16 protein-coding genes are annotated in these 14,028 nt (G+C 64.6%); 6 read left to right on the top strand and 10 right to left on the bottom strand.

Translation table 11 applies throughout. The annotated features are described in order from the left end of the window. The 4 genes from IC66_RS0118655 to pheS form a co-directional block, all read right to left on the bottom strand. Positions 1–467, bottom strand: a 467-nt coding sequence (locus IC66_RS0118655) for a sulfite exporter TauE/SafE family protein (RefSeq protein WP_038948629.1), incomplete at its 3' end; no start/stop codon positions are given. After that, positions 464–2,872: a phenylalanine--tRNA ligase subunit beta gene (gene pheT, locus IC66_RS0118650; RefSeq protein ID WP_038948628.1), complete on the bottom strand. Its 2,409-nt coding sequence runs from the start codon at positions 2,870–2,872 to the stop codon at positions 464–466. The genes pheT and IC66_RS0118655, both read right to left, overlap by 4 nt. Then, a complete protein-coding gene (locus tag IC66_RS0118645) occupies positions 2,869–3,315 on the bottom strand; it encodes an endonuclease domain-containing protein (RefSeq protein WP_038948627.1) in 447 nt (148 codons plus the stop codon). Before IC66_RS0118645 ends, pheT begins: the two co-directional genes overlap by 4 nt. A gap of 104 nt (positions 3,316–3,419) precedes the next feature. After that, on the bottom strand, positions 3,420–4,502 hold the full coding sequence (pheS, locus tag IC66_RS0118640) for a phenylalanine--tRNA ligase subunit alpha (RefSeq protein ID WP_028139431.1): 1,083 nt from the start codon (positions 4,500–4,502) through the stop codon (positions 3,420–3,422). 69 nt (positions 4,503–4,571) lie between these two features. Here pheS and IC66_RS0118635 point away from each other — a divergent pair, with 69 nt between their 5' ends. Further along, positions 4,572–5,066, top strand: coding sequence for a hypothetical protein (locus IC66_RS0118635; RefSeq protein ID WP_244429126.1), 495 nt, complete (start codon positions 4,572–4,574; stop codon positions 5,064–5,066). Between the two features lie 11 nt (positions 5,067–5,077). On the opposite strand, the gene rplT is transcribed toward IC66_RS0118635, so the two are convergent. Together rplT and rpmI are read right to left on the bottom strand one after the other, a co-directional pair. Next, positions 5,078–5,437, bottom strand: coding sequence for a 50S ribosomal protein L20 (rplT, locus tag IC66_RS0118630; protein ID WP_027561620.1), 360 nt, complete (start codon positions 5,435–5,437; stop codon positions 5,078–5,080). Positions 5,438–5,517: 80 nt separating this feature from the next. Then, on the bottom strand, positions 5,518–5,718 hold the full coding sequence (rpmI, locus tag IC66_RS0118625) for a 50S ribosomal protein L35 (RefSeq protein ID WP_008143958.1): 201 nt from the start codon (positions 5,716–5,718) through the stop codon (positions 5,518–5,520). A gap of 271 nt (positions 5,719–5,989) precedes the next feature. On the opposite strand from rpmI, the gene IC66_RS0118620 reads away from it, so the two are divergent. After that, the gene (locus tag IC66_RS0118620) at positions 5,990–6,394 is read left to right on the top strand and encodes a hypothetical protein (protein WP_038948624.1); all 405 of its coding nucleotides are present in this window, start codon (positions 5,990–5,992) and stop codon (positions 6,392–6,394) included. A gap of 195 nt (positions 6,395–6,589) precedes the next feature. Here IC66_RS0118620 and infC read toward each other — a convergent pair whose 3' ends face one another. Continuing rightward, positions 6,590–7,129, bottom strand: coding sequence for a translation initiation factor IF-3 (infC, locus tag IC66_RS0118615; protein ID WP_080670072.1), 540 nt, complete (start codon positions 7,127–7,129; stop codon positions 6,590–6,592). Between the two features lie 246 nt (positions 7,130–7,375). Here infC and IC66_RS0118610 point away from each other — a divergent pair, with 246 nt between their 5' ends. Then, positions 7,376–8,161 carry an alpha/beta hydrolase gene (locus IC66_RS0118610; protein WP_038948623.1) on the top strand — a complete coding sequence of 262 codons (786 nt, stop codon included), beginning with the start codon at positions 7,376–7,378 and terminating at the stop codon, positions 8,159–8,161. A 29-nt stretch (positions 8,162–8,190) separates the two neighbouring features. Continuing rightward, the gene (locus IC66_RS0118605; RefSeq protein WP_038948622.1) at positions 8,191–8,658 is read left to right on the top strand and encodes a nuclear transport factor 2 family protein; all 468 of its coding nucleotides are present in this window, start codon (positions 8,191–8,193) and stop codon (positions 8,656–8,658) included. Positions 8,659–8,790: 132 nt separating this feature from the next. Here the strand turns inward: IC66_RS0118605 and IC66_RS0118600 are convergent, their stop codons facing one another. The 3 genes from IC66_RS0118600 to IC66_RS0118590 form a co-directional block, all read right to left on the bottom strand. Continuing rightward, entirely contained in the window at positions 8,791–9,588 is a 798-nt protein-coding gene (locus tag IC66_RS0118600) for an acyl-CoA thioesterase domain-containing protein (RefSeq protein ID WP_038948621.1), read from the bottom strand. Between the two features lie 199 nt (positions 9,589–9,787). Continuing rightward, complete coding sequence (queG, locus tag IC66_RS0118595) at positions 9,788–10,963, bottom strand: tRNA epoxyqueuosine(34) reductase QueG (RefSeq protein WP_038948620.1); 1,176 nt, start codon at positions 10,961–10,963, stop codon at positions 9,788–9,790. Further along, positions 10,912–11,604: a glutathione S-transferase family protein gene (locus IC66_RS0118590; protein WP_038948619.1), complete on the bottom strand. Its 693-nt coding sequence runs from the start codon at positions 11,602–11,604 to the stop codon at positions 10,912–10,914. The genes queG and IC66_RS0118590 overlap by 52 nt, the downstream gene beginning before the upstream one ends. Before the next feature lie 169 nt (positions 11,605–11,773). Between IC66_RS0118590 and IC66_RS0118585 the strand changes: the two genes are divergently transcribed. Continuing rightward, positions 11,774–12,580 (top strand): undecaprenyl-diphosphate phosphatase, encoded by an 807-nt coding sequence (locus IC66_RS0118585; RefSeq protein ID WP_028139439.1) that lies wholly within the window; start codon positions 11,774–11,776, stop codon positions 12,578–12,580. A 122-nt stretch (positions 12,581–12,702) separates the two neighbouring features. After that, positions 12,703–14,028, top strand: a complete 1,326-nt coding sequence (locus IC66_RS0118580) for an FAD-binding oxidoreductase (RefSeq protein ID WP_038948618.1) — start codon at positions 12,703–12,705, stop codon at positions 14,026–14,028.

Below are 14,028 nucleotides of genomic sequence, written 5' to 3'. Positions count from 1 at the left end.
CCGCCGGTCTGCGCGAGGCCACTACAGAAGCCCGACAGGCCGCCGATGCCGACCGAGAGCCAGGTGTGGTCCTTGCCGCGATAGCGCCAACCCGACAGCAGGAGGAGCAACAGCGCGGCGACGAAGCAGGAGATGATCCAGCGCGTGGTGACGGGCTCGAGCACGCTGAGGAAATAGGTGCCGACGGGCACGCCGACCAGCGCGCCCAGCACGATGACCGCGGTCGCCTTGCGGTCGGCCTTACGCCATGCGTCGGGCAGCAGCGGTGCCGCCGCGACGAAATCGATCACCAGAAGCAAGGCGGCGACGAGCCGTGGCGCAGCAATGCTGCTTGCCAGCGGCATGAAGATCAGCGCCGAGCCGAAGCCGGAGAACCCGCGTGCAGTGCCGGAAACGAAGGCGACGGCGCAGAGCGCCATCGCAATGGTGAGGCTGACGTCCTTCGGGAGAAAATCCGCCAGGGTCATCCGCGAAGAGTGCCGCCCGTCTTCTTCGTGACCTCGGCCACGATCTTCGCCGCGACAGCTTCGATCTCCTGATCGGTCAACGTCTTCTCGCGCGGCTGGATCGTCACCGCGATCGCGATCGACTTCTTGTCGTCGTCGATGCCCTTGCCCTCGTAGACGTCGAACACGTTCACGCCGGTGATCAGCTTCTTGTCGACGCCCTGCGCGGCCCGCACGATGTCGCCACCCTTCATGGTACGATCGACGATGAACGCGAAGTCGCGCGTGACGGGCTGGAATGCCGAGAGCTCGATCACGGGCTTGGCGCGGGTCGGCTTCTTCTTCGCCTCGGGGATGCGGTCGAGGATCACCTCGAACACCATCAGCGGACCGTCGGCGCCGAGCGCCTCGAGCGCTCTCGGGTGCACCTCGCCGAAATGCCCGAGCACGTTCTGCGGCCCGATCTGGATCGTGCCGGAGCGGCCCGGATGCAGCCATGCCGGACCGCCGGCGACGATCTGCAGCGCCTGCATCGGCGCGCCGGCGGCTGCCAGCACGGCCAGCGCATCCGCCTTGGCGTCGAACACATCAGCCTGGGTCGAGCCCGACCAGTGCCGTCCCAGACCTTCCGAGGAGGCAAAGCCGCGGCGTACGCCGCTCGCCGCCATGAACTGATCCTGCGGGCGATCGCCCTTGAAAATTTGTCCAACCTCGAACAGCGCGACATCGCTCACGCCGCGATTGGCGTTCGCCTGTGCGGCCGCGATCAGGCCCGCGAGCAGCGTCGGGCGCATGTCAGAGAGATCAGACGCGATCGGGTTGGCGACTTCGAGCTCGCGCTGGCCGCCGCCGAACAATTTTGCCGCGGACTTCGTGATGAACGACCAGGTCACCGCTTCGATGATGCCGCGGCTTGCGAGCGCGCGCCGGGCGCGGCGGGTGCGCAGCTGGAGCGGTGTCAGCACCGATTTGCGCGCGTCCTCGCCGCGCTCGAACGGCGTCATCGGCACCTTGTCGACGCCGTAGATGCGGACGATCTCCTCGACGATGTCGGCCTTGCCGTGCACATCCGTGCGCCACGACGGCACCGCGACCTTCACCACCGGCCCCGGGCCCGCCATCATGAAACCGAGATGGGTCAGGATGCGCTTCATCTCCGGCTGCGGCACCTCGATGCCGGAGAGGCGCTTGACCTCGGTCACCGGGAAATCGATCACCCGGTCATCGCCAAAGGCCTTGCCGACCACGACGGTCTCGGACGGCGTGCCGCCGCACATCTCCATCACCAGCCTGGTCGCCAGCTCCAGCCCAGGCACCATGAAGGCCGGATCGACGCCGCGCTCGAAGCGGTAGCGCGCGTCCGAATTGATGCCGAGCTTGCGGCCGGTCTGGGCGATGTTGATCTCGTTCCACAGTGCCGATTCGATCAGCACGTCGGTGGTATCATCATCGCAGCCGGAGGCTTCGCCGCCCATGATGCCGGCGAGCGATTCGACGCCGTGCTCATCCGCGATCACGCAAATGGCGGGATCGAGATTGTAGGTGCGGCCGTCGAGCGCGAGCAGCGTCTCGCCCTCGCGCGCGCGGCGCACGACGAGATTGCCCTTCACCTTCCTGGCGTCGAACACGTGCAGCGGCCGTGCGCGGTCGTAGGTCATGAAGTTGGTGATGTCGACCAGCGCGTTGATCGGGCGCAGCCCGATCGCGGTCAGCCGCTTCTGCAGCCATTCCGGCGACGGACCGTTCTTGACGCCACGCACGAGGCGGAGCGCGAAGCCTGGACACAGCGTGGAATCCTCGACCGTGACCTTCACGGGGCACGCGAACTCGCCCTTGATCGGCTTGATGGCGGGATCCCTGAACTTGCCCATGTCGGCGGCGGCAAGGTCGCGCGCGATGCCGTGCACGCCGGTGCAGTCCTGCCGGTTGGGCGTCAGGTTGATCTCGATCATGGGATCGCCAAGCGCAGCCCATTCGGCATAGCCGGCGCCAACGGGTGCGTCCGGCGGTAATTCCATGATGCCGTCATGGTCGTTGGAGATCTGCAGCTCGGCCGCCGAGCACAGCATGCCGCGGCTCTCGACGCCGCGGATGGTGCCGACGCCCAGCGTGATGTCCTTGCCGGGAATGTAGGTGCCGGGCGGCGAGAACACGCTGACGAGACCCGCACGCGCATTCGGCGCGCCGCACACGACCTGCACCGGCGCACCGCCGTCACCGGTATCGACCATGCAGACGCGCAGGCGATCCGCATTCGGATGCTGCTCGGCCGAGATTACCTTCGCGATGGTGAAGGGCTTCAGCGCCTTCGCCTTGTCCTCGATGTTCTCGACCTCGAGCCCGATCATCGTGAGCTTCTCGGCGAGCTTGTCGAGCGGCTCGTCGGTCTCGAGATGATCCTTCAGCCAGGAGAGGGTGAATTTCATGGCTGTTTTTTCTCCACGGAGACGGTCTGCTCCCTCTCCCGCTTGCGGGGGAGGGTTGGGGTGGGGGCTCTCTCCGCGACGGTGGTCGCGATGGTTTCGAGAACGCCGCCACGATTGGTCATGACATCGAGGTTGCTGAAGCGGAGCACCTTGAAGCCCATCGCTTCGATTGCGCTGGAGCGACGCGCGTCGGCGCGCTCGCCATCATTCGAGAAGTGTTGGCCGCCGTCGAGCTCAATGACGAGCTTGGCTGCGTGGCAGATGAAATCGGCGATGTAATTCTCGATCGGCACTTGGCGGCGGAAGCTCGCGCCGTTCAGTCGGTGGCCGCGCAGTTCCGACCAGAGGATTCGCTCTGCATCGGTTGAATCGCGCCTGAGCGCGCGAGCATTGGCTCGCAGCTTGGCCGATTTCTTCCAGTCCGGATGTTCAGGATCGACCATTGGCAACCCCATCGAGGAGAGACCCCCACCCCAACCCTCCCCCGCAAGCGGGAGAGGGAGTCCGACTGTCCTCGCCGCTGGGGCGATCGTGTCCCAGCAGATCATCACGAGCTCAATCCCCCAGCCAGCGTCGGCACCTCCAGCGGCTTGAAGCCGTAATGGGACAGCCAGCGAACGTCGCTGTCGAACAGCTGGCGGAGGTCGGCGATGCCGTATTTCAGCATGGCGATGCGGTCGATGCCCATGCCCCAGGCGAAGCCCTGATACTCATCGGGATCGATGCCGCAGGCGCGCAGCACGTTCGGGTGCACCATGCCGCAGCCGAGAATCTCGAGCCAGTCCTCGCCCTCGCCGAAGCGGATCTCGCCCTTGTCGCGGCGGCACTGGATGTCGACTTCCAGCGACGGCTCGGTGAACGGGAAGAACGACGGGCGGAAGCGCATGTTGATGTGGTCGACCTCGAAGAACGCCTTGCAGAACTCGTGCAGGATCCATTTGAGGTGGCCGAGATGCGAAGTCTTGTCGATGACGAGGCCTTCGACCTGGTGGAATTGCGGCGTGTGGGTCGCGTCCGAATCGATGCGGTAGGTGCGGCCCGGGCAGATCACGCGGATCGGCGGCTTCTGGCTCAGCATGGTGCGCACCTGCACCGGCGAGGTGTGGGTTCGAAGCAGCATGCGCGAGCCGTCCTCCTTCGGATGGAAGAAGAAGGTGTCGTGCATCTCGCGCGCCGGATGGCCTTCCGGAAAATTCAGCTTGGTGAAGTTGTAATCGTCGGTCTCGATGTCGGGGCCTTCGGCGACCGAGAATCCCATGTCGGCGAAGATCGTGGTCAGCTCGTCCCAGACCTGGCTCAGCGGATGGATACGGCCGGCTTCCGTCGGCGCATCGCGCAGCGGCAGCGTGACATCGACGGTCTCGGACGCGAGCCGCGCATCGAGCGCCGCCGATTTCAGCACGTCGCGACGGGCGGCGAGCGCCTGGGTGACCTCGTCCTTCGCCTGGTTGATCGCGGCGCCCTGTGTCTTGCGCTCGTCCGGCGACATCTTGCCGAGCGTTGCCAGCAAGGCTGAGATCGAGCCCTTCTTGCCGAGCGAGGCGACGCGGACGGCTTCGAGGGCCGCTTCGTCGTCGGCAGCACTGATCTGCGCGAGGATGGATTGAACGAGACTGGCGAGGTCGGACACGGTCGGATCCCTCAAACTTGCAAAAGGCTGCCGGGTTGTGGCCGCAGCCGGGGCGGAACGTCAAGCCGATTGGACGTCGTAAATGCGGGGCATTTGAACCGCAAAGGCATGGCTGGCACCAACCTGAACGCGAAGGAGGGGACGATGCGTTTGCGATTCTGGGTGGCCGGCCCTGCCTTGGCTCTCTTGGAAGGCTTTCTGGGAGGCGCGGCTCTCGCCGCCGAAGAATGCCAGGCCAAATCCACGTCGATGGATGACATCGTCGTGGCCCTGAACGCGGCACCGGGCTGCGAGCGTGCCATGAAGCAGTTCGAGGCCTGCGCATACGGCGCCAGCGGCGACGTACAGTTCGGTGACGTGGTCGAGAAGAAGTGCGAGGCCGATTTCATCGGCCAGCTGCAGCCGCCACAGAAGCTCAGCTACCAGCGCGAGTTGCGGGTCTGCGACCAGAAGTACCGGAGCAAGTCCGGCACCATGTATATCTCGGCCACGGCCTTCTGCCGGGCGGAGGTCGCCCAGCGCTACTCGCAACGTGCGCTGAAGGCCGGCAGAGCCGGCCGCTAGCGCCGCAGGGCTCAGGCAGCGAGCGCAGCCTTGGCCTTCTCGGCGATCGCCTGGAACGCCGCGGGCTCGCTGATCGCGAGATCCGACAGCACCTTGCGGTCCACGGTGATCCCGGACTTGGCCATGCCGTCGATAAATCGGCTGTAGGTCAGGCCGAACGGACGAACGGCAGCGTTGATGCGCTGGATCCAGAGCGCGCGGAAGGTCCGCTTCTTGCGCTTGCGATCACGGAACGCGTACTGCTGGGCCTTCTCCACGGCCGGCTTGGCGGCGCGGATGGTGTTCTTGCGGCGGCCGTAGAAACCCTTGGCGGCCTTGTAGACTTTCTTGTGCTTGGCGTGGGCGGTCACACCGCGTTTGACGCGAGACATGACAAAATCCTTCAGAGATGACTTTGGTTATCGGATTGCCGCGCAAGACGCGGCACGGTTGGCAATGATCGTGGACGCGATCAGGCGTTCGGCAAGAAGTACTTCTTGACGTTGTCGCCGTCGGTCTTGAACAGCACCGCGGTGCCGCGCAGCTGACGGATCTGCTTCTTCGTCCGCTTGATCATGCCGTGACGCTTGCCGCGATGGGCGAACATCACTTTGCCGGTGGCAGTCACCTTGAAGCGCTTTTTAGCGCCCGATTTGGTCTTCAGCTTGGGCATTTGGCTCTCCTAATGGCCACAGAGTTCCGCCCGCGAAGGCGGCTGGCCGTCAAAAATGCTCGTTAGAGCGTTGATTGTGCTCAGGTTTTTCGAACAAGCGCGAAACCCGCACGAAACACCGCCACGGCAGCCCTTAATCAGCCGGGCGATGAAGGCTGCGCTTATGACAGAGGACAGGCCGATTGGCAACGATGAACCGGCGAAACCAGCCCGGCGACTATCCGGCATTGCGACCCTCATGTGCAAGCCTGTCGCCTGGAGCAGGACCAAAATGGCCCATTTTTCCCGATCGCTTCCCTCTTCGACTGTTTTCGCCCGTCCGCGCCATCTGGCGCTTCTGGCCGTGCTCGCCACGGCCGCGCTGCCATCGACGGCCGATGCCCGGGTCGGCGGCTATGACGGCATCTGGAACGTCACCTTCGCCACCACGCGGGGCAATTGCAGCTCCGGTTACAGCGTCCCCTTCACCGTGACCGGTAGCCGGGTGTCGTCCGCCGGCGGCGGCCGGGTTTCCGGCAAGGTCAATCGCGGCGGTGCTGTGGCGGTCCAGGTCTCGGTCGGCGCGTCCCATGCCAGCGGCGGCGGCCGGCTCGCCGGCGTGAACGGCACAGGGTCGTGGAAGGGCATCATTTCCGGCGATCGGTGCAGCGGCACCTGGCAGGCGACGAGGACGTAGCTGTCGCCGGGAAAAATGGCGCGCTCCCTCCCCCGCTTGCGGGGAAGGGCTGGGGAGAGGGTGTCTCCGCTGGCGAGAACCCCCAAGAGGACAGAACCCTCACCCGGCGCTCGCGGCTCGCACCTCGCCCAAAACAAAACGGCCCGCCGGAGATCCGGACGGGCCGTTGAACTCTTGAGTTCCAAGCAACCGGCGTCAGCGCGGCGCCAGAACCATGACGACCTGACGGCCCTCAAATCGGGCGTCCTGCTCGACCTTGGCGAGCTCGGCGACGTCGGTCTTGATCTTGTCGAGCAGCTTGGTGCCGATCTCCTGGTGCGCCATTTCGCGACCGCGATAGCGCAGCGTGATCTTGACCTTGTCGCCCTCTTCGAAGAACCGCTGCATCGCGCGCATCTTCACGTCGTAATCGTGGTCGTCGATCATCGGGCGGAGCTTGATCTCCTTGATCTCGACGATCTTCTGCCGCTTGCGGGCTTCGGCGGCTTTTTTCTGGGCCGAATACTTATATTTCCCGTAGTCCATGATCTTGCAGACGGGAGGGCTGACGTTCGGCGAGATCTCGACCAGATCCATGCCGGCTTCCTGGGCCATCCGGATGGCCATGACGGTCTCGACCGTGCCTTTGTTGTCACCGGCCTGATCGATCAGCTGGATCTGCGCATTGCGAATATCATCATTGATGCGCGGCCCATCTTTGCTGGCGACGGGCGGGGCTTTATTGGGACGGCGAATGGGTGGTTCTCCAAAGTTGTGAAAGAGGCTGCTATTTTGCAGGAAGATGCGTTTGCCGGCAAGCAATTCGCTCGTGCGCGAAACGAAAAACCCTCAAATGCGAGGTATTTCGGCCACGCCTGGGCACGCTGACCGACATAGACACCTTGCTTCCGTTCCGCAAGCGTCCCAAAGGGACAATGCCGGTCTCCGGCGCTGCGGAATACGACCCGACAGCTCAAACCGCGCAGCCAGGTTAAACGTTCCATGAGCCATGCAATTGATGCCGTACTCGACTCCATCGATGTGGGTGAGGGCCCCTCAGCACGCAGGATCGCGGTGCGCAGCCGGCGCGGGCAGGGGCCCGGGCTGGTCTGGCTCGGCGGATTCAAATCGGACATGCAGGGCAGCAAGGCCCTGGCACTGGACGCCTGGGCCCGGGACCACGGCCGCGCCATGGTCCGGTTCGACTATTCCGGTCACGGCGAATCCGGCGGCGATTTCGCCGACGGAACCATCGGACGCTGGTTGGAGGAGTGCGTGGCGGTGTTCGAACGGTTCTGCGATGGCCCGCAGGTCCTGATCGGCTCCTCCATGGGCGGCTGGATGGCGCTGCTGCTCGCGCGCGAGATCAGGAAGCGTTCTGGCGCGGCCTCGCTCGCAGGGCTCGTGCTGATCGCGCCGGCGCCCGACTTCACCGAAGAGCTGATGTGGAAGAATTTTTCGCCCGCGGTGAAGCAGGAGATCGAGACCAAGGGTGTCTGGCTGCGGCCGTCCGAATATGGCGACGGCTCGCCCTATCCGATCACGCGGAACCTGATCGAGGAGGGCCGCAACCATCTCGTGCTCGGCAGCGCCATCGATCTCGGCTGCCCGGTCCGCATCCTGCAAGGTGCGAAGGATCCTGACGTGCCCTGGCAGCACGCTTTCGCGCTGACGCATCGCCTGCCGGCCGACGACGTCGTGCTGACCATGATCCAGGACGGCGATCACCGCCTCTCCCGCCCGCAGGACATCGCGCGCATTCTTGCCGCGGTGGCTGAGATCGGGTGAAGTGCCTTCTTCCTTCAGGAGGCAATCCAATGACCACCACCGCCATGCTGCGCGCCTTCTGCGATGCGGTCGAGCAGCGCAACGGCAAAGCGTTCGCCGAGCTGTTCACCGAGGACGGCGTCTATCACGACGTGTTCTACGGCGCCTTCGCCGGCCACGAGAAGATCGCCGCGATGATCGACGACTGGTTCTATCGCACGGCGACCGATTTCCGCTGGGACATGCACGATCCCGTCACCGACGGCACCACGCTCTATGCGCGCTATACCTTCAGCTATCGTTCGACCCTGCCGGAAGCGAACGGCGCGCGGGCGATGTTCGAGGGCGTTGCGATCATGACACTGAAGGGCGGCAAGATCGTGAGCTATCACGAGGTCGCCAATACCGCGCCGGCATTCGTCGACCTGAAGTTTGCGCCGGAGCGGATTGCCAAGATCGTCGCCAAGCAGGGCGCCGATCTGAAGGCACGACCGGAGATGAAGCGGCATTTGAAGTAGAGGCGCAACTCTCTCCATCGTCATTCCGGGGCGCGCCACTTGGCGCGAACCCGGAATCCATCGGACGTCAAAGCGCGAGGCGGCATGGATTCCGGGCTCACGCTGCGCGTTCCCGGAATGACGGTGAATAGTCTATCGCTTCGACGGATTGGCCATCGGCTTGCGCTGCGCCAGCGCGGCCACCGTCGCGGTGCCGATCGGGCCCTGTTCGTCATAGAGCCAGCATTCGCCGATCGCGACGCCGTCGGTGGCGTGGTGGTTCACCACCTGAAAGCCGATCCAGTTCGTCACCGGCAGGCGGTGCAGATAGATCGTGACGTCGCTGTTGATGTAGCCGAGCCCGTTGTCGCCGGCATTGGCAAAGGGGCTTGCGAAATCCGCACCCGTTGCGACACGGACGAACGGTGTCATCGGCACGCCCGCGACGAGCTCGCGCACCTCGCTCATCCAGAGTCTTCGCGGACCGAGCGAGCCCATATGACCGACAATGGGGCGCGTCGTCCATTTGCCGTTCATGCCGAGCCTGGGATCGGTGGGTTTTGGAATGTCGGCCGGCTTCGGCACGTCCCAGTTCGGCGGCGACCAGACATTGCCATCAGGATTTTGCGTCTTGCGCAGCAGCTGGCACGAGGCCCGCGCCATGCTGACACCGCCGGAGACGAATTCCGCTTCGACCACGCGGATGCGCAAGCCGTCGCGCACGAGACGCGTCGTCACCTCGATCGGCTTGTCGATGGTCGGCAGCCGAAACATGTCGACGGTGAGCCGCGCCGGCACCAATTCGGGACCGGAATGGCGCTCCTCGATGGCGAAGCCGAGCAGCCCGACGACGACGCGTCCATGCAGGGATTTCGGATCCCACGGACCGTTGGCGGCTTCCGTCGGATGGAATGTATTACTGTTGCGGGTGAAGAAAGGCAGGTTTGTCATGCGCGCGAGATTGAAGAAACGCGCGGGGAAATCAAGGGTGGTGGTGCCGTCGTGAGAGTCAGGCGCGCAAGCTCTCGCCACAACAACAGGTGTCTTCGCCCGGCTTGACCGGGCGATCCAGTAGTCCGAGACGGCCGTGACAAAATCGAGAAGCCGCGGCGTACTGGATTCCCCGCCTTCGCGGGGAATGACGGGTGGGTTAGGCGACGGTCTGCCACTCCTCACGCACGCTGTCGTCGCGTTCGTCGTCTAACGCAGCGGTCTTCATCGCCTCAAACTCTTCCCGCCCCACCAGTTGCCCCAGCGCCCACACCGCCGCGCCACGCACCAGCGGGCTCGCATCCTCCAGCAACCGCCGCGCCTCTTCCGACAACGTCACGTCACCCGAGTTGCCAATCGCAATCAGCACGTTGCGCAAAAACCGATCGCGGCCGATGCGCTTGACCGGCGATTTCGTGAACAGCGCGCGGAACGCGGCGTCGTCGAGGCGTGCCAGCTCGGCGAGACCAGGCGCGCGCAATTCGCTGCGTGCGGCGAGCTTGGCTTCGCGCCCCTCCTGCGCAAACTTGTTCCAGGGACACGCAGCGAGGCAATCGTCGCAGCCATAGATGCGGTTGCCGATGGCTTTGCGAAATTCGTGCGGGATCGGTCCCTTGTTCTCGATGGTGAGATAGGAGATGCAACGCCTCGCATCGAGCTTGTAGGGCGCGGGAAACGCCGCCGTCGGGCAGATGTCGAGACAGGCCTGGCACGAGCCGCAATGATCGATCTCGGCAGCGTCGCGCGGCAGCTCCAGCGTGGTGTAGATCGCGCCGAGGAAAAGCCACGAGCCGAACTCGCGCGAGACGAGGTTAGTGTGCTTGCCCTGCCAGCCCAGATGCGCAGCTTGCGCCAGCGGCTTCTCCATCACCGCTGCGGTGTCGACGAACACCTTCACGTCCGACGGCGCGGTCGCGACCAGCCAGCGCGCCAGCGCCTTCAGCCGCTTCTTGATGAGATCGTGATAGTCGTCGCCCTGCGCATAGACCGAGATCGCCGCGCGCGTGCGCTGCTCGAGAATCGCGAGCGGATCCTGGTCCGGGCCGTAATTGACGCCGAGCATGATCACCGAGCGCACGTCGCTCCATAGCCCGCGCGGATCGACCCGGCGCTCCGGCTGCGCCGCGAGCCAGTCCATGTCGCCATGGCCGCCGGAGGCGATGAATTCGAGGAAGTATTTTCCGGCACTCTCGATCGTGCCAGGTGCGGTGACGCCGATGCAGTCGAAGCCGAGCGCCCGCGCCTCGCGCGTGAGCGCTGCCTTCAGTTCAGTCGGATCGGAGTTCAGAAATCCAGGTCCACGTAGGTCCGCGACGCCGGCACGCCGGCCAGCCATTCGCTCAGCAGCGGACGGAACGACGGGCGGGACTTCACCCGCGCGTACCATGCCTTTGCTGCGTCGTCCTCGCTCCATGGCACGTCGCCCAGATAGTCGATCGCCGAGAGATGCGCCGCGGCGGCGAGATCCGCGTAAGTGAGCCGGTCGCCGGCAAGGAAATTACGGGTCTGCGCCAGCCAGCCGATATAGGCCAGATGATAGCGCACATTGGCCTTGGCGGCGCGCATCACGTCGGCCGAGGGCGGCCCGCCGCCGTTCTCCTCGCTCATGAAGCGCTTGTAGATGCGCTCGGTGACGAGAGGATGCGAGACCTCCTCGAAGAATTTTTCGTTGAACCAGGCCATCAGACGGCGAACCTCGACACGCACGCCGATGGCTTCCGGCATCAGGCGCTTGGGTCCCATCCCGGCGCCATAGGCCTCGTCGACATATTCAGCGATGATCGCAGCGCCCGGGATCGGCGGCTGCTCGTCGTCCACCATCACAGGCGTCGTGCCGGCCGCATTGAGCAACAAAAATGCCTCGCGCCGCTCCCAGCTGCGCTCTTCCACCAGCTTGAGGTCGAGCCCGTATTCGCCCGCGATCAGGCGGATGAAACGCGAATGCGGACAGAACGGATGATGAAACAGCGTAAACATGAAGCCTTTGACTATTTGATGGTGCTTAAGATTCCATCAATGTTTGTGCGACGCCACACTAGTCCTTCAAAACCGCGAGGCAAGGGCGTGATTTCGCATTTTGCGATTGCGGCATGGGGGCGAATAGGCGAGAAGGGCCCCGCTTTTCCAGCCGAAATGGACCGTAAATATGTCAGACGCAATACGGGCAGTGATCCTCGGCATCATCGAGGGTGTGACCGAGTTCCTTCCCGTGTCCTCGACCGGCCATTTGCTGCTCGCGGAACGCTTCTTCCATCTCGGCGAAGGCGCCTTCTGGGATTCGTTTACGGTTCTGATCCAGCTGGGTGCGATCCTCGCGATCGTCGGGCTGTACTTCAAGAAGCTCTGGGATGTCGTGATCGGCTTCTTCACGGGCGACACCTATTCGCGCCGCTTCGTGCTCGGCGTGCTGGTCGCGTTCCTGCCGGCTGTGATCGTCGGCCTCGTCGCCGGCAAATACATCAAGAGCGTGCTGTTCAATCCCTGGGTCGTGTGCTTCACGCTGATCGTCGGCGGCGCCATCCTGCTCTGGGTCGACAAGCTCGATCTCAAGCCGCGCGAGCATGACGCCACGAGGTTTCCGCTGCTGATGTATCTCTATATCGGCATCGCGCAGTGCGTGGCGATGATCCCGGGCGTGTCGCGTTCCGGCGCCAGCATCGTCGCCGCGATGTTCCTGGGCGCCGACAAGCGCGCGGCGGCGGAGTTCTCGTTCTTCCTCGCCATCCCCACCATGATCGGTGCGTTCGCCTACGACTTCTACAAGAACCGCTCCGAGATGACGATGGACCACATGGGCATCGTCGCGATCGGCTTCGTGGTGTCGTTCATCACCGCGATCATCGTGGTCAAGACGTTCCTGGAATATGTCACCCGGCACGGCTTCGTGGTGTTCGCCTGGTGGCGCGTCATCGTCGGCACGCTCGGCCTGATCGCGCTGGCGCTGGGGCGTTAACTGTCTGGCTCCATCCGGGCTACGGCAGTTCGGCTGGCAGGCGTTTTCAACCCAAAATAAGCTTTTGATGGGTAGTCAGTTTCCAACGCCGGGCGGCGCGCGTCCGGCGCAGGAGCTGAGCCATGACCCTCGTCAGCGGCTGGGGGCGTTTCCCGGTCGTCGATAGCGATGTGCTGCGCCCGCGCTCGTTCGCGGCAGTCGGCGAAGCCATCTCGGCCGGCACCGTCGCGCGCGGCAACGGCCGCGCCTATGGCGATGCCGCGATCGGCGCCGTCAGGACGATCGGCATGACCGGCTTCGACCGGGTCAGGTCGTTCGATCCGGCAACCGGGCGCATCCGCCTCGAAGCCGGCGTTCTCCTGTCGGACCTGATCGACACCTTTGGCCCGCGTGGCTTTCTGCCTTTCGTCGTGCCCGGCACCCGCTTCGTCTCGATCGGCGGCGCCATCGCCGCCGACGTCCACGGCAAGAACCATCATTGCGAGGGCGGCTTCGGTCGCTATGTCGACAGCCTTTTGCTGCGCACCGGGCAGGGCGAGGTCATCGAGGCATCGCGTGAACAGAACTCCGATGCCTTCTTCGCGACCGTCGGCGGCATGGGCCTGACCGGCATCATCCTCGAAGCGACGATGCGGCTGCGCCGGGTCGAGACCGGGTGGATCCGCGAGCGGGTGATCTCCGCGTCTGATCTCGATGCCGCGATGCGCGCGCTCGAGGCGGGCGATGCCGCGACCTATTCGGTGGCCTGGATCGATTGCGTGGCACGGGGGCGCGATCTCGGCCGTTCGCTGATCTATCTCGGCGAGCACGCGGGCAGGGGCGAGCTGGCGGAAGGCGCCGATGCATTTCCGGTCGGCAAGGAGTCTCGCCTCAGCGTGCCCGTCGACCTGCCGTCGATGGCACTGAACCGCACCAGCGTCCGCGCCTTCAACGAACTTTACTATCGCATGGGCGCGCGGCGCGCCGGCGGCAGCCATGTGGTCTCGCTCTATCCGTATTTCTTTCCGCTCGACAGCGTCGGTGAGTGGAATCGCATCTATGGCAAGCGCGGCTTCCTGCAGCATCAATGCGTGATCCCGCAAGCCGGCGCGCGCGGCGTGCTCGGCGACATCCTCGATCGTGTCGCGCGGCGCGGCGATGCTTCCTTCCTCGCCGTGCTCAAGAAGCTCGGGCAGGGTGACGGCATCCTGTCGTTCCCGCTGCCCGGCTACACGCTGGCGCTGGATTTCCCGGTGAAGGGCGACATCCTGAATTTCCTCGACGAGATCGATCGCCTGGTCGTCGCCGCCGGCGGCCGGCTGTATCTGGCGAAAGACGCGCGCCAGTCGCGCGCGACCTTCGCGGCGGGCTATCCTGCCTTGCAGCGTTTCAACGCGATCCGCAAATCGCTCGATCCCGCCGGCAATATCCGATCGAAACTTTCACAGCGTCTGTTTGATGAGGTCTAG

Source organism: Bradyrhizobium genomosp. III, from assembly GCF_000261705.1.
GTDB classification, from domain to species: Bacteria; Pseudomonadota; Alphaproteobacteria; order Rhizobiales; family Xanthobacteraceae; genus Bradyrhizobium; species Bradyrhizobium ottawaense.
This window is presented reverse-complemented; position numbering and strand designations above follow the sequence as displayed.

Excerpts from the sequence above, each read along its gene's own strand:
- pheT (WP_038948628.1), bottom strand. The coding sequence starts at position 2,872 with ATGAAATTCACCCTCTCCTGGCTGAAGGATCATCTCGAGACCGACGAG.
- IC66_RS0118645 (WP_038948627.1), bottom strand. The coding sequence starts at position 3,315 with ATGGTCGATCCTGAACATCCGGACTGGAAGAAATCGGCCAAGCTGCGA.
- rplT (WP_027561620.1), bottom strand. The coding sequence starts at position 5,437 with ATGTCTCGCGTCAAACGCGGTGTGACCGCCCACGCCAAGCACAAGAAA.
- rpmI (WP_008143958.1), bottom strand. The coding sequence starts at position 5,718 with ATGCCCAAGCTGAAGACCAAATCGGGCGCTAAAAAGCGCTTCAAGGTG.
- IC66_RS0118620 (WP_038948624.1), top strand. The coding sequence starts at position 5,990 with ATGGCCCATTTTTCCCGATCGCTTCCCTCTTCGACTGTTTTCGCCCGT.
- IC66_RS0118610 (WP_038948623.1), top strand. The coding sequence starts at position 7,376 with ATGAGCCATGCAATTGATGCCGTACTCGACTCCATCGATGTGGGTGAG.
- IC66_RS0118605 (WP_038948622.1), top strand. The coding sequence starts at position 8,191 with ATGACCACCACCGCCATGCTGCGCGCCTTCTGCGATGCGGTCGAGCAG.
- IC66_RS0118600 (WP_038948621.1), bottom strand. The coding sequence starts at position 9,588 with ATGACAAACCTGCCTTTCTTCACCCGCAACAGTAATACATTCCATCCG.
- queG (WP_038948620.1), bottom strand. The coding sequence starts at position 10,963 with ATGGCTGGCCGGCGTGCCGGCGTCGCGGACCTACGTGGACCTGGATTT.
- IC66_RS0118590 (WP_038948619.1), bottom strand. The coding sequence starts at position 11,604 with ATGTTTACGCTGTTTCATCATCCGTTCTGTCCGCATTCGCGTTTCATC.
- IC66_RS0118585 (WP_028139439.1), top strand. The coding sequence starts at position 11,774 with ATGTCAGACGCAATACGGGCAGTGATCCTCGGCATCATCGAGGGTGTG.
- IC66_RS0118580 (WP_038948618.1), top strand. The coding sequence starts at position 12,703 with ATGACCCTCGTCAGCGGCTGGGGGCGTTTCCCGGTCGTCGATAGCGAT.